At 65.4% G+C, this 17,931-nt stretch carries 17 protein-coding genes; 5 read left to right on the top strand and 12 right to left on the bottom strand.

The features are described 5' to 3' along the window. Both BDIM_RS01490 and BDIM_RS01485 read left to right on the top strand, forming a co-directional pair. The coding region (locus tag BDIM_RS01490) for an AMP-binding protein (protein ID WP_040344522.1) at positions 1 to 1,054 on the top strand (1,054 nt) is incomplete at its 5' end. Next, positions 1,051 to 1,824 carry an SDR family NAD(P)-dependent oxidoreductase gene (locus tag BDIM_RS01485; protein WP_003163789.1) on the top strand — a complete coding sequence of 258 codons (774 nt, stop codon included), beginning with the start codon at positions 1,051 to 1,053 and terminating at the stop codon, positions 1,822 to 1,824. The genes BDIM_RS01490 and BDIM_RS01485, both read left to right, overlap by 4 nt. On the opposite strand, the gene BDIM_RS01480 is transcribed toward BDIM_RS01485, so the two are convergent. From BDIM_RS01480 to BDIM_RS01440, 9 genes are all read right to left on the bottom strand, one after another. Then, the gene (locus BDIM_RS01480) at positions 1,825 to 2,559 is read right to left on the bottom strand and encodes an SDR family NAD(P)-dependent oxidoreductase (RefSeq protein WP_003163788.1); all 735 of its coding nucleotides are present in this window, start codon (positions 2,557 to 2,559) and stop codon (positions 1,825 to 1,827) included. Further along, positions 2,556 to 3,458 carry an acyl-CoA dehydrogenase family protein gene (locus BDIM_RS18250; RefSeq protein WP_050796558.1) on the bottom strand — a complete coding sequence of 301 codons (903 nt, stop codon included), beginning with the start codon at positions 3,456 to 3,458 and terminating at the stop codon, positions 2,556 to 2,558. Before BDIM_RS18250 ends, BDIM_RS01480 begins: the two co-directional genes overlap by 4 nt. Next, positions 3,455 to 4,609 carry an acyl-CoA dehydrogenase family protein gene (locus BDIM_RS01470; RefSeq protein ID WP_040344519.1) on the bottom strand — a complete coding sequence of 385 codons (1,155 nt, stop codon included), beginning with the start codon at positions 4,607 to 4,609 and terminating at the stop codon, positions 3,455 to 3,457. Before BDIM_RS01470 ends, BDIM_RS18250 begins: the two co-directional genes overlap by 4 nt. Further along, complete coding sequence (locus BDIM_RS01465) at positions 4,610 to 5,851, bottom strand: CaiB/BaiF CoA transferase family protein (protein WP_003163785.1); 1,242 nt, start codon at positions 5,849 to 5,851, stop codon at positions 4,610 to 4,612. Continuing rightward, entirely contained in the window at positions 5,848 to 7,005 is a 1,158-nt protein-coding gene (locus tag BDIM_RS01460) for an acyl-CoA dehydrogenase family protein (RefSeq protein ID WP_003163784.1), read from the bottom strand. The genes BDIM_RS01465 and BDIM_RS01460 overlap by 4 nt, the downstream gene beginning before the upstream one ends. Continuing rightward, positions 6,998 to 8,089, bottom strand: coding sequence for an acyl-CoA dehydrogenase family protein (locus tag BDIM_RS01455; protein ID WP_003163783.1), 1,092 nt, complete (start codon positions 8,087 to 8,089; stop codon positions 6,998 to 7,000). Before BDIM_RS01455 ends, BDIM_RS01460 begins: the two co-directional genes overlap by 8 nt. A 100-nt stretch (positions 8,090 to 8,189) precedes the next feature. Beyond that, positions 8,190 to 8,555 carry a Zn-ribbon domain-containing OB-fold protein gene (locus tag BDIM_RS01450; RefSeq protein WP_003163782.1) on the bottom strand — a complete coding sequence of 122 codons (366 nt, stop codon included), beginning with the start codon at positions 8,553 to 8,555 and terminating at the stop codon, positions 8,190 to 8,192. Then, positions 8,536 to 9,402, bottom strand: a complete 867-nt coding sequence (locus BDIM_RS01445; RefSeq protein WP_003163781.1) for a MaoC/PaaZ C-terminal domain-containing protein — start codon at positions 9,400 to 9,402, stop codon at positions 8,536 to 8,538. Before BDIM_RS01445 ends, BDIM_RS01450 begins: the two co-directional genes overlap by 20 nt. Continuing rightward, positions 9,399 to 10,019, bottom strand: a complete 621-nt coding sequence (locus tag BDIM_RS01440) for a TetR/AcrR family transcriptional regulator (protein ID WP_040344517.1) — start codon at positions 10,017 to 10,019, stop codon at positions 9,399 to 9,401. The genes BDIM_RS01445 and BDIM_RS01440 overlap by 4 nt, the downstream gene beginning before the upstream one ends. A gap of 185 nt (positions 10,020 to 10,204) precedes the next feature. On the opposite strand from BDIM_RS01440, the gene BDIM_RS01435 reads away from it, so the two are divergent. From BDIM_RS01435 to BDIM_RS01425, 3 genes are all read left to right on the top strand, one after another. Continuing rightward, positions 10,205 to 12,535, top strand: a complete 2,331-nt coding sequence (locus BDIM_RS01435; RefSeq protein ID WP_003163779.1) for a TonB-dependent receptor — start codon at positions 10,205 to 10,207, stop codon at positions 12,533 to 12,535. A gap of 63 nt (positions 12,536 to 12,598) precedes the next feature. After that, the gene (locus tag BDIM_RS01430) at positions 12,599 to 13,909 is read left to right on the top strand and encodes a spinster family MFS transporter (RefSeq protein ID WP_003163778.1); all 1,311 of its coding nucleotides are present in this window, start codon (positions 12,599 to 12,601) and stop codon (positions 13,907 to 13,909) included. Beyond that, positions 13,906 to 15,033, top strand: coding sequence for an acyl-CoA dehydrogenase family protein (locus tag BDIM_RS01425; RefSeq protein WP_003163777.1), 1,128 nt, complete (start codon positions 13,906 to 13,908; stop codon positions 15,031 to 15,033). The genes BDIM_RS01430 and BDIM_RS01425 overlap by 4 nt, the downstream gene beginning before the upstream one ends. Positions 15,034 to 15,038: 5 nt before the next feature. On the opposite strand, the gene BDIM_RS01420 is transcribed toward BDIM_RS01425, so the two are convergent. From BDIM_RS01420 to BDIM_RS01410, 3 genes are read right to left on the bottom strand one after another with little or no spacing between them, the layout of a single operon-like run. Further along, positions 15,039 to 16,226 (bottom strand): acetyl-CoA C-acyltransferase, encoded by a 1,188-nt coding sequence (locus BDIM_RS01420; RefSeq protein WP_003163776.1) that lies wholly within the window; start codon positions 16,224 to 16,226, stop codon positions 15,039 to 15,041. After that, positions 16,226 to 17,152, bottom strand: a complete 927-nt coding sequence (locus BDIM_RS01415) for an electron transfer flavoprotein subunit alpha/FixB family protein (protein ID WP_003163775.1) — start codon at positions 17,150 to 17,152, stop codon at positions 16,226 to 16,228. Before BDIM_RS01415 ends, BDIM_RS01420 begins: the two co-directional genes overlap by 1 nt. Further along, complete coding sequence (locus BDIM_RS01410; protein ID WP_040344515.1) at positions 17,152 to 17,916, bottom strand: electron transfer flavoprotein subunit beta/FixA family protein; 765 nt, start codon at positions 17,914 to 17,916, stop codon at positions 17,152 to 17,154. The genes BDIM_RS01415 and BDIM_RS01410 overlap by 1 nt, the downstream gene beginning before the upstream one ends. Between the last annotated feature and the right edge of the window lie 15 nt (positions 17,917 to 17,931).

The following is a 17,931-nucleotide window of genomic DNA, read 5'->3' as shown; positions in this document are numbered from 1 at the left end:
CACCAGCGGCACGACCGGCAGGCCGAAGGGCTGCATGTTGGAGCACAAGGCGGAGGTGGCGACCGCCTCCATCATCGCCGCGGCGATGCAACTGGCCGGTCAGGATCGGACTCTGCTGATGATGCCGCTGTTCCACATCGGCGCGAAGGCGATCGCCCTCGCCCAGCAATGGGTGGGCGGGGTCGTCCATCTTCACCGGACCTACGATCCGGCCGCCATCCTCGCGGACATCGAGACGCATCGCATCACCGCCACCCACATGGCGCCGACCCTCGTTCAGGGGTTGCTCGACTGCCCCGATATCGAAAAGCGCGATATTTCGAGCCTTCGAACCCTGCTCTATTCGGCGGCGCCGATGCCGCCCGTGCTGCTGGATCGGGCCTTGCGCGCCTTCGGTCCCATCTTTCAGCAGATGTACGGCCAGACCGAAGGGATCGGCACATTGCTGCCTGTGTCGGCCCATTCCCTTTCCGATGACGCCAGGGCGCGCCGGCGACTCTATTCGATCGGCCATGCCTTCATCGGCTGCGAGATCGCCATCCTGGACGACGCCCATCGCCAGCTTCCCGCAGGGGAAATCGGCGAGATCTGCATCCGCAGCCCCGTGATGATGCGCGGCTATTGGAACAACAGCGCGGCGACGCTGGCGACGCTTCGGGACGGTTGGCTTCACACCGGCGACGTCGGCCATATGGACGCCGACGGCTACGCCTATCTGGTCGATCGCAAGAAGGACGTCATCATTTCGGGCGGCGAGAACATCTATTCCCGCGAGGTGGAGGACGCCATCCTGGCGCATCCGGACGTCACCGGGGTGGCGGTGATCGGGACGCCTGACGCCAAATGGGGCGAAGCGGTGCTTTCGGCCGTCGTGACGCGGCCCGGCAGCACGCTCAGCGAAGCGGACATCATCGAACACTGCCGCACGCTCATCGCTGGATACAAGCGTCCGCGGCGCGTCGTCTTCGTCGACAGCCTGCCCACCCTGCCCAGCGGAAAGATCAACAAGCCGGCGTTGCGGGATGCGCTTCGCCAGGGGGAGATACAGAAATGACGCGCAACAAGGCCTTCGAGACTGGAGTCGCCCTCGTGATCGGCGGCGGCGGGGGGGTCGGCGGCGCGGTCGCGCGCGCGATGGCGGCCGATGGCGCGGATGTGGTCCTGACCTATCGATCCAGCCGTTCGGCCGCCGAGGCGACTGCGGACGCCGTTCGCGACTTCGGTCGGAAGGCGGATTGTCACGCGCTCGATCTGACAGACCATGTCGCTGTTGCGGAGCTGGTCGCCGACGTTGAGCGGACGGCGGGGGCTATCCATACGGTGGTCTATGCGGCCGGCCCAATGCTGCCGTTCAAATTCCTGTCCTCCGTCACTCCCGAGGAATTCGCCGAGTTTCTCACTGGCGACACCCTGGCCTTCTTCGCCCTGATGCACGCGGCGATTCCCGCCCTGCGGCGGTCGCGCGGGTCCGCCGTGGCGATCCACACCACCGGCCTCTACCGTTGGCCTCTGAAGGACGGACTCTCCGTCGTGCCCAAGGCCGGGGTGGAGTCGATGGTGAAGGGGTTCGCGCGCGAGGAGGGGCGGTTCGGCGTGCGCGTGAACGGCGTGGCGCTGGGGGTTCTGGACGGCGGTCTGTTCGATAAGATGAAGGCGGCGGGCCAGATCAACGAGAAGTTCGTCGATGCGACCATCGCGGCCGTCCCCTTGGGTCGGCTTGGCCAGCTGGAGGAAATCGGCGACGCGGCGGTGTTTCTGGCCTCGTCACGGGCCGCCTATGTCACGGGCCACAGCATCGTCGTGGACGGCGGCTTCCACCTCTGATCAGTGGAAGCTTCGGCCTCCATCGACGGCGAGGGCGACGCCGGTGACATAGGCGCTGTCGTCGCCAACCAGGAACAGGATCGCTTTCGCGATCTCTTCGGGTGTGGCGATCCGACCCAGGGCGTAGCCGGCGCCGACCACCGCGTCGGCGTCGGCCGCGTCGCCGGTCATCTGGCTGAACATCGGCGTACGGACGGCGCCGGGACATACGGTGTTGACGCGGATCGTCGGGGCCAGTTCCCGGGCGAGGGCCTTGCTCAACATGACGACGCCGGCCTTGCTGGCGCTATAGGCGGCGCCGGCGAACGACGGGGTCAGGCCGCTGGCCGAGGCCAGGTTGACGATGACGCCTCGGCCCGAGGCCCGCAGGGCTGGGATGGCGGCGCGGCAGGTCAGGAAAACGCCCGTCAGATTGGTGTCGACGAGCCGCCGCCAATCGTCCAGCGAGGTGTTTTCGAGCGTTTGGGTGGTCGCGACCCCCGCGCAATTGACCAGGCCGTCGAGGCCGCCGAGCGCCTGGATGGCGACCGAGATCGCCGCCCCGGTCGCCGTCTCGTCGCGCACGTCCGCTTGAAACGCTTCGGCGCCGATCGCCTGTCCTAATATCCGCGTCTCTGCGCCCGCGAAATCGATCAGGCTGAGCCGAGCGCCGGCTTCCGCGAGCAGGCGGGCGGTGGCGGCGCCGATCCCGGATCCGGCGCCGGTGATGATGATCCGTTTGCCTTCGACGCTCACGCGGCAGCTCCCATATCCCAATCCGCGACCAGCGTGGGCCAGAGGCGGTCGGCTGTCGGCAGATAGCGTCGGGTTAGGGCGTCGCCCCAGGCCGCTTCGCCGCCAGCGACATCGCGCCATCGCCACATCGCCATCGTCAGGCGGTGCAAGGGATATTCTTCGGTGACGCCGATGGCCCCGTGGATCTGATGCGCGCAGGCCGTCCCGACTCTGACGGCGCGCGACGTCCGACCTTTGGCGATGCTCGCTGCGAGGACCGGATCGTGAGGCAGAAGATAGAAGCCAAGATCCACGGCGGCGCGGGCCGCCGTCGCTTCAAGCCCCAGTTCCGCTGCAAGACGCTGAACCGCTTGGAACTTGCCGAGCGGGCGGCCGAACTGGGTGCGCGTCGAGGCGTGATCGACGCTCAGTTCCAAGGAACGCTGAAGGGCGCCCGCGATCTGGGCGGCCGTGGCCACAGCGAGGGCGGCCTCGGCGAGCCCCGAAGCGACGGTCCGCTGCTCCGTGCCGCCGGAAGGGGAGGTCAGCGACAACAGATCGGCGTCATCAAGGCGACGAGACGCCAGGGCCCACGCGCCTTGCGGGACGGTATCGCCTCCGGTCAGGATGACGGGCGCATCCGGCGCCGAAAAACCGGCCTGGTCGAGAAGCCAGCCTCCGACCAGCGCCTCCGCGAGCGGCGCGGGCGCCGCATAGCCGCCCCAGGCGACAAGGGGCGCGACCAGATCGCTCCACTCCAGCCCCTGCCCTCCCGAGCTTTCGCTGATCAAGGCCCGATCGAAGCCGAGTTCCAAAAGTCTCGACCACAGGGCGTCGCGATCCGGATGGTCGGGCGCCGCCTCTTCCATGAGCCGCCGGATCTGATCCGCGAGCAGTCCGCCAATGTCCAGTTCGCTCATCTTAGGCCCAGCCCTCGCGCCACGATGCCTTGCATGATTTCGCGCGTGCCGCCGCGAAGGGAATAGGTGGGGGAAATCTCCAGCGTGGCCTGAAAAAGCTCCACCAAGTCCGCCGGCAGGGGCTCGTGTCCGGACAAGGCCGCAAGAACGGTCCGGGCCAGTTCCGGTACGCTCTGTTCGAACGTCACGCCCAATTCCTTGACGACCGCAGCCTCGAGGTTCGGTGTCTCCCCGTGTGAAAGTTTCTCGGCAAGCGACAGGGACATGAAGCGAAGCACCGCCACATCGGCCAGCGCCTGGCCGATCTGGGCTCTCACCCCGCGGTCGGCGGCGCAGGCCGGATGCCGCGCGAGGCGGTCCAACAGCGGAAAGGCGCTCATGAACCGATCCGGCCCGCTGCGCTCGAAGGCCAGTTCGGCGGTCACCTGGGCCCAGCCTGCGCCAGCTTCGCCCACAAGCGCTTCGTTAGAGACGAACACATCATCGAATGTCACCTCGTTGAAATGCGCCTGTCCCGAAAGATCGCGAATGCCGCGGATCTCGATCCCGGGCGCCGACAGGTCGATCAGCAATTGCGACAACCCCTTCTGCCGGTCGGCAGACGTCCCTTCGGTGCGGAATAGACCGAGCATATAGGCCGACTGATGGGCGTTGGTGGTCCATATCTTGCGCCCGTTGAGCCGCCACCCGCCCGGAACGGGATCGGCGCGCGATCGGATCGCCGCGAGGTCGGAGCCTGCATCCGGTTCGCTGAGGCCCACGCAGATCGAGATTTCGCCCCTCGCCAGGCGCGGAAGGAAGGCCTGTTTCTGGGCTTCCGTGCCGAGTCGAAGCAGGAGAGGGCCAGTTTGCCGGTCGCCCGTCGAATGCGCTCCGATGGGCGCGCCAACGGCCATCATCTCCTCGAGGACCACATAGCGTTCGAGCATCGACCGCGCCTGACCCCCGTATGCCTTCGGCCAGGTCATGCCGATCCAACCGCGAGCCCCGACCGCCCGGGTGAAGGATCGATCGAAACCGACCCAGGACTGGGCCACGGACCGGGCGCTCCAACTCTCCTGATGCTCGGCCAGGAAGGCGCGAACTTCGGCGCGGAGCGTCTCTGCGCCAGGGGGAAGGGCGACTTGGGTGAACTGCAGCGAAGCCTGCATTCAGATCGCTCCCTTGTCGCTCAACGCCATCATCGCTTCTGGCTCAAGACCAAGCAGGCCGGCGAGAACCTCTTGGGTATGTTCCCCCATCAGGGGCGGCGCCCGCCGATAGGCGACCGGGGATCGGGACAGCCTGAGCGGGCTGGCGATGGTTCGTACGGATCCCAGGCTGGAATGGTCGAGAGCGACGATCATCGCCCGCGCCTCGACGTGAGGATCATGTTCCAGGTCAGACATGGCGTTGATCGGTCCGCAGGACACCTTGGCGGCGTTCAGGGTCTCCACCCAGAAGGCCCTAGGTTGCGTGCGGATGATATCTCCCACGGCGGCCTTGATAGCGGCGCGGTTCTCAACGCGTCCGCCGTTCGTGGCGAACCGGGGGTCGGTTCTCCATTCCGACCGCCCAAGGGCGTCGGCCAGACGGTAGAATTCCCGATCATTGAAGGTGGCGATGATGACGTGGCCGTCCGACGCTTCATAGACGCCGTATGGCGCGGCGCTGGGATGGTCGTTGCCGGTCCGGCCGAGGACGGCTCCGGCGTTCAGCCAGGCCGAGGCGGTGTTCAACAGGGATGAAACCTGAGAATCGAACAAGGAGATGTCGACCAGCTGGCCCTGACCGGTCCGGTGGCGATGTTGCAGGGCGGCGAGAATTCCGATGGTCGCGTTCATTCCCGCGAAGATGTCGACGAGGGGAATGCCCACCCGCACCGGCCCGGCGCCCGCCTCTCCATCGCGTGGCCCGGTCACGCTCATGACCCCGCCCATGCCCTGGATGAGATAGTCATAGCCGGAGCGTTCCGCGTAGGGGCCGTCCTGGCCGAAGCCGGAGACCGCGCAATAGATCAGGCGGGGATTCACCGCGCGAAGATCCTCGTAACCGAGCCCGTACCGGGAGAGGGTGCCGGGCCGATAGTTCTCGATCAGGATGTCGCTGATCGCGGCAAGCCGGCGCAGGGCGTCCGCGCCTTCGGGAACGCTGAAGTCCAGCGCAATCGAGCGCTTGTTGCGATTGACGCTCTGGAAATAGGTGGACTCCTCTAGGTCTTCGCCATCGGCGTCCTTCATCCACGGGGGACCGACACGGCGGACATCATCCCCTTCGCCCTTTCGCTCGACCTTGATCACATCGGCGCCCAGGTCGCCCAGGGTCTGGGCCGCGAAGGGGCCGGCGACAACCCGCGTGAGGTCCAGCACCCTCAGCCCGCTCAGCGGCGGGGGCGCGATTTCAGTTGCGGTCATGACGGCAATCCCAGAACCGCTCTGGCGAGCAGGTTGCGTTGAATTTCGTTGGTTCCGGCGAAGATCGCCTGTGGACGCGACATGTAATACTGCCAGGCCAGGTCTACTGCGACGCCTCCGACCTCGGACGCGCCGTCGACAGCGACCCGGCCCTGTCCGAGGTCCAGGTTGAGTTCGCTGACCCGCTGTTGGAGTTCCGAGGACAGGACCTTCAGCATGGAGACCTCGGCGCCCGGCTCATGACCCTCGCCGATCGCCCTGCAGATCTTGCGATAGAGGGCGCGGACGTCATGCAAGTCCGTGGCGCATTGGGCGTAACGGTCAAGCAGTTCGCCGTCGACGTCGCCGGTCGCCAGCAGGGCGCGGCTAAGGGTCAGCGCCCGAGCTGCAAGGCCGGGACTTCCGATCCAGACGCGCTCGTAGCCGAGCAGCGATTTCGACACCGACCATCCTTGGCCGACCTCGCCGACCACCTGGGTCAGGGGAATCCGCGCTTCATCGAAGAACACCTCGCAGAATTCGTCCTCCCCCGCGAGGTTGTTGATGGGGCGCACCGTTACACCCGGCGTCTCCATCGGCATCAGCAGGAAGGTGATGCCCTCCTGTCTTCGTTCCGTCCGGGCTGTCCGGACGAGGACAAAAATGTGAGTGGATTCATTGGCATGGGTCGTCCAGATTTTCTGGCCAGTGACGACGATGTCGTCACCGTCGATCACACCCGTCGTGGTGAGAGACGCTAGGTCAGAGCCCGCTCCGGGTTCCGAATAGCCCTGACACCACAGATGCTCGCCCGAGAGGATCTTCGGAAGGTACTGCGCCTTCTGCGTCTCCGAGCCGTGGAGCATGAGGGTCGGACCGAGTTGGACCTCGCCGAGATCAATGACGCGGGCTGCGCCGATGCGTTCAAGCTCCTCGGCATAGATCACCTGCTGCGTGAAGCTCAGCCCCAGGCCGCCGTAGACTTCCGGCCAGGCTGGCGCGCGCCAGCCTCCGGCGTTGAGCAGGTCGATCCATTCCCGGACCTGGTCGCCTCTCAGCCGTCGAAACGGACGAAGGGAGTCCTGTCGCCAGGCTGCGGGATAATGCTTTTCAAGCCAGTCACGGAAGCGCTCGCGGAAGGCTTCGTCGGATGTCGCCGGCGAGTGTTCAGCCATCGATGTCGCCTCCCATGGCGAGAAACCGTCGTCGGTGCGCCAAGGCGCCGCCAAAACGGGGCGTGAGACCCAGAATGGTCCGAACGAAGAGGCTGACGTCGGATTCTTCCGTGAAGCCTATCGCCCCATGAAGCTGGATCGCCTCGCGGCTCGCGAGAGCGGCGGCCTCGCATGCCCTGGCTTTCGCGGCGCTGATCGCTGCCCGTGTCTTGGTTGCGTCCGGATCGGCGTCATAGAGTTCGGCGGCCTGTTCCACCGACGCCTGGCCGAGGGCGGCGGCCATGTGCAGATCGACGGCGCGGTGTTGCAAAGCCTGGAAACTGCCCAGCGGCCGGCCGAACTGCCGTCTCACCCCAAGATGATCGAGGGTCAGGGCGTTGAGCCCTTCCGCGACGCCCAGCAGTTGGGCCGCCGTCGCAAGGGCGCCCATATCCAGGCCGCGCCGCACCGCCCGTTGTGCGGCGGCTCCCTTGAGGGCTATTCCGGAGGTCGGAGTTTCAAGAAAGTGCATGTCGGCGATCGCGCCGCCGCCCAGATCCGCACGGGTTCTTACGCTGACGCCGGCTTCGCCGCAATGGATCGCCGCCAGGACGGGCTCGCCGTCCGCTTCGGCGGTGACGAAGAGACGTTCCGCCAACGGCGACAACACTTTTTCACCGGTGAGACGGTCTGCCGTCAGCCGCGAGCGGACGGGCCAGGCGTCGATCGCGTCGCCCTGTTCCTGCCAGCACAGGGTGCAGGCGTCGCCTGCGGTCGTAAGGGCGGTGACCACGCCGTCGCGGTCGTCGCCCGGCGGCAAGGCAGCGGCGAGAACGGACGGAACCAGAGCCAACTGCACATAAGGTTCGGGCAGGAGGGCTCGGCCGAAAATGCGTGTCAGCCGGACGGCCCCGACCGCGCCAATGTCCGCCCCGCCGTCGTCTTCCGGCAGGAGGGCGGCGGTCAACCCCATGTCGATCAAGCCGGCCCACAGCGACGCGGAAGGCGTCCTCAAGCGATCACGCGTATGGTGGTCAGCGATGAAAGCCTGGGCCGATTCCTGCACCATCGACAGGAACTCGCCCTTGCGGCTGTCCTGGTTCACGTCTGCATCCTCCTGCCGCTCGTAGCCGTTCCCGCGCTGCGGCAGCGCAAGAAACTAACAAACGTTTGGTAGTATGCAAGTTCGGTATTGGCAAGGGGCGTCAGGCCAGATCGAAGACCACATTGGGGCCGCCCTGCAATTCGGCGATTCGGCTGACGACGCGCTGACCGATCTTGAGGGCTTCCGGCGCAACGCCCTCAATCCGGCTCATGAGCCGCGGGCCTTCGTCGAGCGCCACGAGGGCGACGTTGTACGGAACCTCCGGAAGGCGCGGATGCACGATCGTCAGGGCGTAGATTTCGCCGCCGCCGCCCGCTTCGACCCATTCCAGGTCCTGTCGGCCCGTCCCCGGCTCGGCCACCCTCGGATAGAAGACATAGGCGCCGCTCGAGGCGCTTCGCTGGATCATGAAACGGCCTTCCGCGAGGTGGGCGCGGAACTCTTGATCAGGTTTGGTCTGCGACATCGGTGAACTCCGCAAGGCCGTGGGAAAGAACGACGAGATCCCGATCAACGGCGCGCACTTGAAAATGGACGCGATCGTTCTCGCGCCAGATGTCGGTGGTGAGCATGTCGCCGGGAAACACCGGCGCTCTGAACCGGCAATCCAGCCGGCGAAGCGTTTCCGGCAGAAGGCCGGTTGCCGTCAGCAGGCTGAAGGCGGCGACGCCATAGGTGGCCAATCCATGCAGGATCGGCTTGGGGAAGCCGACTGAAAGAGCGACGTTTGGGTCTGCGTGGAGCGGATTGAGGTCGCCGCTCAGCCGATAAATCAAGGCCGTCTGAGGCAGGGTGCGAAGCTCGTAGCTGCGGTCCGGGGGGCGCTCGGGCGTGGCTGCCATCGTAGGCGCATTTTCTCCCAGGGAGCCTATCCCGCCGTCGCCCCGACAAAAGAGCGTCTGGCCGATGGTGGCGGAGAGCACGCCGTCGATGAACAGGGTGCGCTCATAGGCGATCACCGCGCCTTTGCCCTCGCCCTTGTCTTGAATCCCCTTGATGCGGGATTGCGATCTGACGAGCCCATGGGTCGGCAGGGGGCGATGAAGCCGCAACGTCTGTTCGCCGTGAACAATCCGCCGCCAATCAAGGCCGGTGTCGAGGTCTCTCGGCCAGAAGCCCGGATGGCCCAGGACCACGGCCAGCGACGGCAGCGGCTTCAGCCCCTCTTCATAAGTGTAGGCGAGGTGAGCCGGAGAGGTCGGCTCGCTTCCTACGCCGACGCCGAGTGCATAGAGGATCGTGTCCCGCTTGTCATAGGACGCCTCGACGTCGGGAATGGAGAGGTTGAACAGAGCTTCAGCCGAGGTCGTCATTTAGCGGGCGCCACACGCATGCCGTTCAGGAAAAGCTCGGCCGCCATCGCGCCGAGGTCTTCGAAGGATTTCTTCTGAGGATCCAGCCATTCGCTGGTCCAGTTCAGCGAACCCAGCAGGAACAGCCGGGTCAGCCCGAGATCGGCGTCGCGCGCCAGGATGCCGGCCTCGACGCCGTCGTGAAGCAGGTTTCGCCAAAGCTCGTCATAGCGGCGCCGCATGCCAATGTGTTTGGCGTGCAGCGATTCCGGGATGTGCTTGAGCAGTTGCCGGCTCGCCACCGTATAGGTGCCGTATTCCCAGACCGTTTTCAGGTGGGCGGTCGTCGCTGCCCGTATCCGCGCGTCGAAATCGGCGTCGGCGGGCAGGGCGGCCATCGCCGCCTCGAACCCCCGTATGGCTTCACCGATGCCGCGCTCTAAGACGCCGTCGAGTATCTCGTCCTTCGAACTGAAGTGATAATAGAGACTTCCGGCCTTCATCCCTCCGGCGTCGGCGATGTCTCGCATGGTCGTCGCGGCGTAACCATTCTGGCGGAAGAGATCCGCCGCGAGTTCAAGAAGCCGGCTGCTCGACAACTCGCCTTTGCGCGGTGCGGTGCTTGCCGTGAAAGCCATTGTCAGTCCTTGCCTAATGTGCCGCGATCCTAAGAGCCGCCCCCATCATGGCGGACGGGCCGACCCGGCACAAGAAAATCGAACGCTTGACAGGTAAAAAAACCTACCGAATGTTAGGCCGGTTATGACGCGCGGGCTCGGATAATCCAAGACCCTTAATCGGCGCGCATCGGGAGGATAAAGAGATGAGGCAGCTAAAGGGCGTTCTGTATCTCGCGACGGTCGCGCCATGCGCCCTGTTCGCCTCGGGCGTGCTGGCGCAAACGACACCCGCGTCCTTGGCGGCCGAGCCGGCGTCACAAGCAGCGACGACCATCGAGGACATTGTCGTCACGGCGCAGAAGCGCGAGCAGGCGGTCAACACCATTCCTCTGGCGATCACCGCCGTATCGTCTCAGCAACTCGAAAATCGCGGTATCGAGACGGTCGCCGATCTCCAGAAGGTCGCGCCCGGCTTCAGTTTTGCGGACACGGGCGTGAATGCGCCGGTCTATTCCCTGCGCGGCGTGGGCTATTTCGACTACAGTCTGGCGGCCGCGCCGGCGGTCAGCGTCTATCTGGACGAGGTGGCCCTGCCTTATCCGGCCATGACCCAGGGCGCCATGATCGATCTTCAACGCGTGGAGGTCCTACGCGGACCTCAGGGCACCCTTTTCGGTCAGAACGCGACGGGGGGCCTGGTCAACTATATTCCGGCATCGCCCACCGCGGACCCCGCCGCCGGCTTCAAAGTCAGCTATGGGCGGTTCAACCGCACGGAACTGGAGGGTTATGTCAGCGGCCCGCTCAGCGAAACCCTCCGCGGACGCCTGGCCGTCCAGAGCGTCCAGAGCGACGACTGGCAGTACAGCTATACGCGCGACGACTCGACGGGCGGGGCCAATCGGACCAGCGCCCGGGCTTTGCTGGACTGGGATCCGGCGGCCAACCTGTCGGTCACGTTCAACCTGAACGGCTATGTCGATCGTTCTGAGCCTCAGGCGACCCAACTCATCGCCATCAAGCCGTTGACACCCGCCCGCGTTCTGCCAGAGGTGGCCAATTATCCGCTCGCGCCCCACAACGCCCGGGCGGCGGACTGGAGCGACGGGCGTGATCCCTTCCGCGACGACCGGTTCTGGCAGGCGTCGGCTAAAGCGGTCTGGGACATCAACGACAGCCTGACGCTCACGTCCATCACGGCCTATTCGTCGCTAGACACCGATGACTACATCGACCGCGACGGCATGAGCAACGACAACAGCCAGTATGGGCTCGACGGCCGCATCGAAGCCTTTTCACAGGAACTGCGGTTGTCCGGCGATACCGAGCGCCTGAACTGGGTGCTGGGCGCTTCCTATTCGAGCGCCGACACCGAGGAAAATTCCACGGTGAACATCGAGAGTTCGTCGAACGTCCAGAACAGCTTCGGCGTGAAGTTCAGCGACGCCTCCAGCCGGGTGAACAACAAGATCAGGTCTTCGGCGATCTTCGCCTCTGGCGACTGGAGCTTGACGGATTCCCTCACCCTGACGACGGGCATTCGCTACACCAAGGCTGAGCTCGACTTCGTCGGCTGCACCAATGTGACGGAACCGGCGGCGATCCAGGCCTTCGCCAACATCAGCGCCTTCTTCCGCGACGCCAATGGCCTGCCGCCGGCGGCCTTCATTCCGGTCGATGGCTGCGTGGTGCTGGGGACCGACTTCCTGGCGACCGAACCGCGCAAGACCCTGGACGAGGACAACGTATCCTGGCGGGTCGCGCTGAACTGGGAAGTGGCGGACCATGTCAGGTTGTTTGCGTCGACGAGCCGCGGATACAAGGCCGGCAATTCGATCACCGTCGCCGGGTCGTTCGACACCCAATACAATCCCGTCCGCCAGGAAGAACTGACGGCGTATGAAACCGGCGTGAAGGCGACCTTGTTTGACCGGACCATGCAGTTGAACGCTTCGGTCTTCTACTATGACTACATCGACAAGCAGGCGCGCTCCAAGATCGTCGATCCCGTCTTTGGCCCGCTTCAGGCCTTGGTGAACATTCCCAGCGCCAATGCCAAGGGCGGCGAGATCGAACTGCAGTGGCTGCCTATGGCCGGCCTGACCGTCAATGGGGGGCTCGCCTATCTCGACACCGAGATCGAAGAGTTCATCGGATTCGACGCGCTCGGGGCCCAAAGGGACTTCGCCGGCAAGCCGTTCAGCTTCGCGCCGAAACTGCAGACCAATCTCGACGTCGACTATAGCTGGCCGCTTTCGAACGGCATGGAGGCGTTCGTCGGCGGCAGCGTCGCCTATCGCAGCGACGCGACTGCGGACTTCGACAGCGATCCCTTGTTCGACATCGACGCCTACACCCTGGTGGACGCGCGTCTAGGGGTCACCTCGGCCGATGGTCGTTGGCGGTTTTCGGTCTGGGGGCGCAATCTGACCGATGAATACTACTGGCACAGCGTGATCCGGGTTCAGGACTCGGTCGTGCGTGTCGCCGGCCAACCTCGCACATACGGCATCTCCCTGGGCGTCGAGTTCTAAACCGGCTCCTGTTCCGACTCCGGCCCGCGCGTTGGCGCGGGCCGGTCTTTCTGAGGACCGCCCATGCTGCCTTTTCTTCGCCCCGCGCCGCCTCTCGGCCTGGCGCGTCTGACCCAGCGGCCGAATTTCGTCTTGGGCCTGCTGATCCTGATCTACACCTTCAATGTCCTCGATCGGCAGATCGTCTCGATCCTGGCTCAGCCGATCAAGGCGGAGATGGGGTTGTCGGACACGCAGCTGGGACTGCTCACGGGGCTGGCGTTCGCCCTCTTCTATTCGATCTTCGGCATTCCCGTCGGCTGGCTGGCTGATCGCTTCGGGCGAGTGCGGACGATGGCGGCCTCCTGCATCGTGTGGAGCGTCTGCTCGATCGCTTGCGGCTTTTCGCAGAACTTCGCACAGATGGCCGCTGCTCGTATGGGGGTCGGGATCGGGGAAGCGGGCGGCGCGCCTCCGTCCTATTCCTTGATATCGGACTATTTCCCGCCCCATGCGCGCGCCCAGGCCTTGGGCCTTTTCTCGCTTGGAGCCCCGTTGGGCATATTGCTCGGAATGACGCTTGGCGGCTGGGCGGCTGTCGAGTTCGGCTGGAGAGCGGCCTTTTACGTGGTCAGTCTGCCGGGCGTCTTTTTCGCTCTGTTGCTCTGGCTTCTGGTCAAGGAACCTAAAGCTGGCCGCCTCGACACCGAGACGAAGTCGATCGAAGTCCAGGCGCCGCTGGCTGTCGCCGTGCGAGAGTTCTTCACGACTCCGGCGCTTTGGCGTGTAGCGGTGGCGGGAGGACTTTCGGCGTTCGTGACCTATGGCCTTCTGAACTGGCTCCCGTCCTTTTTGATGCGGACCAAGGGCATGGCTCTGGGCGAAGTCGCCCAGTATCTGGGGTTCATCAACGCCGGGGCGATGGCGCTGGGCCTCTGGTTCGGCGGCCGGCTGGCCGACCGGCTGGCACGCCGTAATCCAGCCGCCTACGGGCTCGTGCCGGCCGCCAGCCTGGTCCTGGCCGCCCCCGCTTTCGTGGCGGCCGTCATCGTGCCTGGCTGGGCGCCGTCTGTCCTGCTGTTTGCGATCCCTATCGCACTCAATATCGTCTTCATGGGGCCCGCGCTGGCGGTAGTTCAGAACGGAGCGAAGCCCGCCAATCGTACCGTGGCGTCAGCATTGTTCCTGCTAATCAACAATCTCGTGGGCCTTGGCGGCGGCCCGCTGTTCATTGGCTTCGTCAGCGATCTCGCGGCGCCGCGCTATGGCGACAACGCCCTCATCGTCGCCATGCTGGCCCTAACTCCCGTCTTTCTGCTGGCCGCTCTGGCGCATTACTTGGTCGCCCGCGCCCTGCGGACTGAGCGCTACTCGCGCTTAGGAGGTGAGCTATGATCCTGTCCGAAACCCAAACGATGATCCGCGATGCAGTGAAGACGTTCGTGCAAGGCCGCGTGACCCCGAACGCCAGGGCCTGGGAAGTCGAAGGCCGCTATCCAGACGACCTATTTCGCGACTTGGCGGCGTTGGGTATGATGGGAATGACTGCACCCGCCGCCTTTGGCGGCGCTGAAGCAGACTATGTGTCCTATGCCCTCGCGCTGATGGAACTGGCCGCGGGCGATGGTGGACTTTCGACCGTTGTATCCGTCCATAACGCCCCTGTCGTCGCGGCCCTCGTGCGTGAAGGGACCGAAAGCCAGAAGGCCACCTTCCTGCCAAGCTTGTGCGGCGGTGAGATGATAGGGGCCTTTGCACTGACGGAATCCGGTGCCGGATCCGATGCCGCCGCCCTAACAACGCGCGCGATTCAGGAGGGTGGCGATTGGCGGATAAACGGCGCGAAGCAGTTCATCACCTCCGGCCGGACCGCCGGTCTCACGATCATCTTCGCCGTTACCAATCCGGTGTTGGGAAAGAAGGGCCTGACGGCCTTCCTTGTCCCATCGGGAGCCAAAGGCCTGCTGGTCGATAAGGTGGAACATAAGATGGGGCAGCACGCGTCTGACACCTGCGCCCTGAAATTCGAGGACCTGATTCTGAACGACGGACTTCGACTGGGCGGAGAAGGGGAGGGCTACCGTATCGCGCTCGCCAATCTTGAGACTGGCCGGATCGGAATCGCCGCCCAAAGTGTCGGCATGGCCCAATCAGCCTTGGAGGTCGCCGTCAAATACGCTCGCGAACGGGTCGCTTTCGGCAAACCGATCATGGATCATCAGGCCGTCGGTTTCCGACTGGCTGACCTCGCCGCACGGCTAGAGGCGGCACGTCAACTTGTCCTTCATGCTGCGTCGACGAAAGACGCAGGGCGACCATGCTTGAAAGAAGCCTCCATGGCCAAACTCATCGCCTCCGAGACGGCGGAGGCGGTCTGTTCGGGGGCGATACAAACTCTGGGCGGTTATGGCTATTTGGAAGAATTCGGCTTGGCCAAAATCTACCGCGACGTGCGCGTGTGTCAGATTTATGAGGGCACGTCCGATATCCAGCGGATGGTGATTGCACGCGCCCTCTGACGCGATTAGATCAGTTCCACGCCCATCGCAGTGGCTTCGCCGCCGCCGATGCACAGGGCGGCCATGCCCTTGGTCTTGCCGCGGGCTTTCAGGGCGGACATCAGCGTGGTCAAGACGCGGGCGCCCGATGCGCCGAGCGGGTGGCCCAGGGCGCAGGCGCCGCCGTTGACGTTGATCTTGTCGTGGGGGATGCCCAGTTCCTGCATGGCGATCATCGGCACGATGGCGAAGGCCTCGTTGACCTCCCACAGATCGACGTCGTCGGCGGTCCAGCCCGCCTTCTTCAGCGCCTTCTGCAAGGCGAAGACCGGTGCGGTGGTGAACAGGTGCGGCTCGTGCGCGTGGGCGGCATGGCTGACCACGCGCGCCACCGGCGTCAGGCCCAGAGCGTCCGCCGTCGACTGGCGCATCATGACCAGGGCCGCCGCCCCGTCAGAGATCGAGGCGGCGGAGGCGGCGGTGATGGTGCCGTCGGCGCCGAAGGCGGGGCGCAGGTTGGGGATCTTGGACGGGTCGGACTTGGTCGGCTGTTCGTCGCGGTCCACCGTCACCACGCCTTTACGCGTCTTGACCTCGACCGGGGTGATTTCGGCGTCGAAGCCGCCGCTGTCCTGCGCGCGCTTGGCCCGGCCCGCGCTTTCGATGGCGTAGGCGTCCTGCTGTTCACGGGTGAACTGATAGGCCTTGGCCGTGTCCTCGGCGAACTGGCCCATCAGCTTGCCGGGGGTATAGGCGTCTTCCAGCCCGTCCAGATACATGCTGTCGGAAATGACGTCGTGGCCGATGCGGGCGCCGCCCCGGTGCTTCTGCATCAGATAGGGGGCGTTGGTCATGGATTCCATGCCGCCCGCCACAACCACGTCGGCGGAACCGGCGGCCAGGGCGTCATGCGCCATCATGGCCGCCTGCATGCCTGAGCCGCACATCTTGTTGATGGTGGTCGCCTCGGTCGAGACGGGCAGGCCCGCGCCCATGCCGGCTTGACGCGCCGGCGCCTGGCCCAGCCCTGCGGGCAGGACGCAGCCTATGATGATCTGCTCGACCCTGCCCGCGTCCAGACCGGCCCGCTCCAGCGCCGCCTTCACCGCCACCGCGCCCAGGTCCGTTGACCTGGCGTCGGACAGAACGCCCTGGAACCCGCCCATCGGCGTGCGGGCGTAAGAGACGATGACGACGGGATCGGCGGACATCACTATACTTCCTTCATCAGTTCCGGCACGGCGGTCTTGTAGTCGGCGACCAGGCCGTAGTCGGCGACCTGGAAGATCGGGGCGTCGGCGTCCTTGTTGATCGCGACGATCACCTTGGAGTCCTTCATCCCGGCCAGGTGCTGGATGGCGCCCGAGATGCCGATGGCGATGTACAGGCCCGGCGCCACGACCTTGCCGGTCTGGCCGACCTGATAGTCGTTGGGGGCGTAACCCGCGTCGACCGCCGCGCGGCTGGCGCCGACGGCAGCGCCCAGCTTGTCGGCCAGGGGGTCCATGATGGCGGCGAACTCTTCGGCCGAGCCCAGGGCGCGGCCGCCCGAGACGACGATCTTGGCGGCGCCCAGTTCGGGGCGGTCCGACTTGACCATTTCTTCAGACACGAAGGCGGTCTTGGGCGCTTCGCCCGCAGCGACGCTCTCGACCGGGGCCGAACCGCCTTCGGCGGCGGCGGCGAAGGCCGTCGGGCGCACGGTGATGACCTTCTTGGCGTCGGCCGACTGCACCGTTTCCAGCGCGTTGCCCGCATAGATCGGGCGCACGAAGGTATCGGCCGAGACGACCTCGACGATGTCCGAGATCGGCGCCGTGTCCAGCTTGGCGGCGATGCGCGGGGCGAAGTTCTTCCCGTCGGTGTTGGCCGGGGTCAGGATGGCGTCGTAGTTCCCGGCCAGCGGCAGGACGGTGGCCTCGACGGCCTCGGCCAGGCCGTGGGCGACGGCGTCGCCTTCGGCCAGCAGCACCTTGCGCACGCCGGCGATCTTGGCGGCGGCGTCGGCCACGCCTTGCGCGCCTTTGCCCAGAACCAAGACGTCCACGTCGGACGACAGCGCCAGTGCGGCCGTCACGGTCTTGTGGGTGGTGTCGCGAACGGCCGAGCCGTCGTGATCTGCGATGACGAGAACGGCCATTACAGAACCCCTGCGTCTTTGAGCTTGGAAACCAGTTCGGCCGCATCGGCGACCTTGACGCCCGCCGAACGCTTCGGCGGCTCCGTCACCTTCAGAACCTTGAGGCGGTCGGCCGTGTCGACGCCGTAGTCGGCGACCGCCTTGACGGCGATCTCCTTCTTCTTGGCCTTCATGATGTTGGGCAGGGAGGCGTAGCGCGGCGTGTTCAGGCGCAGGTCCGCCGTCACCACGGCGGGCAGCGTCGCCGCCACCGTCTGCAGGCCGCCGTCGACTTCACGCGTCACCACAGCCTTGCCGTCTTCGATCGCCAGCTTGCCGGCGAAGGTGGCTTGCGGCCAGTCCAGCAGGGCGGCCAGCATCTGGCCCACGGCGTTGTTGTCGCCATCGATCGACTGTTTGCCCATCAGCACCAGGTCGGGCTTCTCCTCGTCCACGACGGCCTTCAGCAGTTTGGCCACCGCCAGGGGCTCCAGGTCCGCGTCCGACTGCACCAGGACGCCGCGATCCGCGCCCATGGCCAGGGCGGTGCGGATGGTTTCCTGGGCCTGGGTCGCGCCGATGGAGACGACGACGATCTCGGTCGCCGTGCCTGCGGCGTGATGCTCCTTGCCTTCCTTGAGCCGAACAGCCTCTTCGACGGCGATTTCGTCGAAGGGGTTCATGCTCATTTTGACGTTGGCGAGGTCGACGCCGGTCTGGTCCGCTTTCACGCGAGCCTTGACGTTGGAGTCGATCACCCGTTTCACCGGGACGAGTATTTTCATGAGATCTCCTCACCG

Source organism: Brevundimonas diminuta ATCC 11568 (genome assembly GCF_000204035.1).
In the GTDB taxonomy this organism is placed as follows: domain Bacteria; phylum Pseudomonadota; class Alphaproteobacteria; order Caulobacterales; family Caulobacteraceae; genus Brevundimonas; species Brevundimonas diminuta.
The sequence above is the reverse complement of the archived record's forward strand: the minus strand, read 5'-3'. Positions and strand labels throughout refer to the sequence as shown.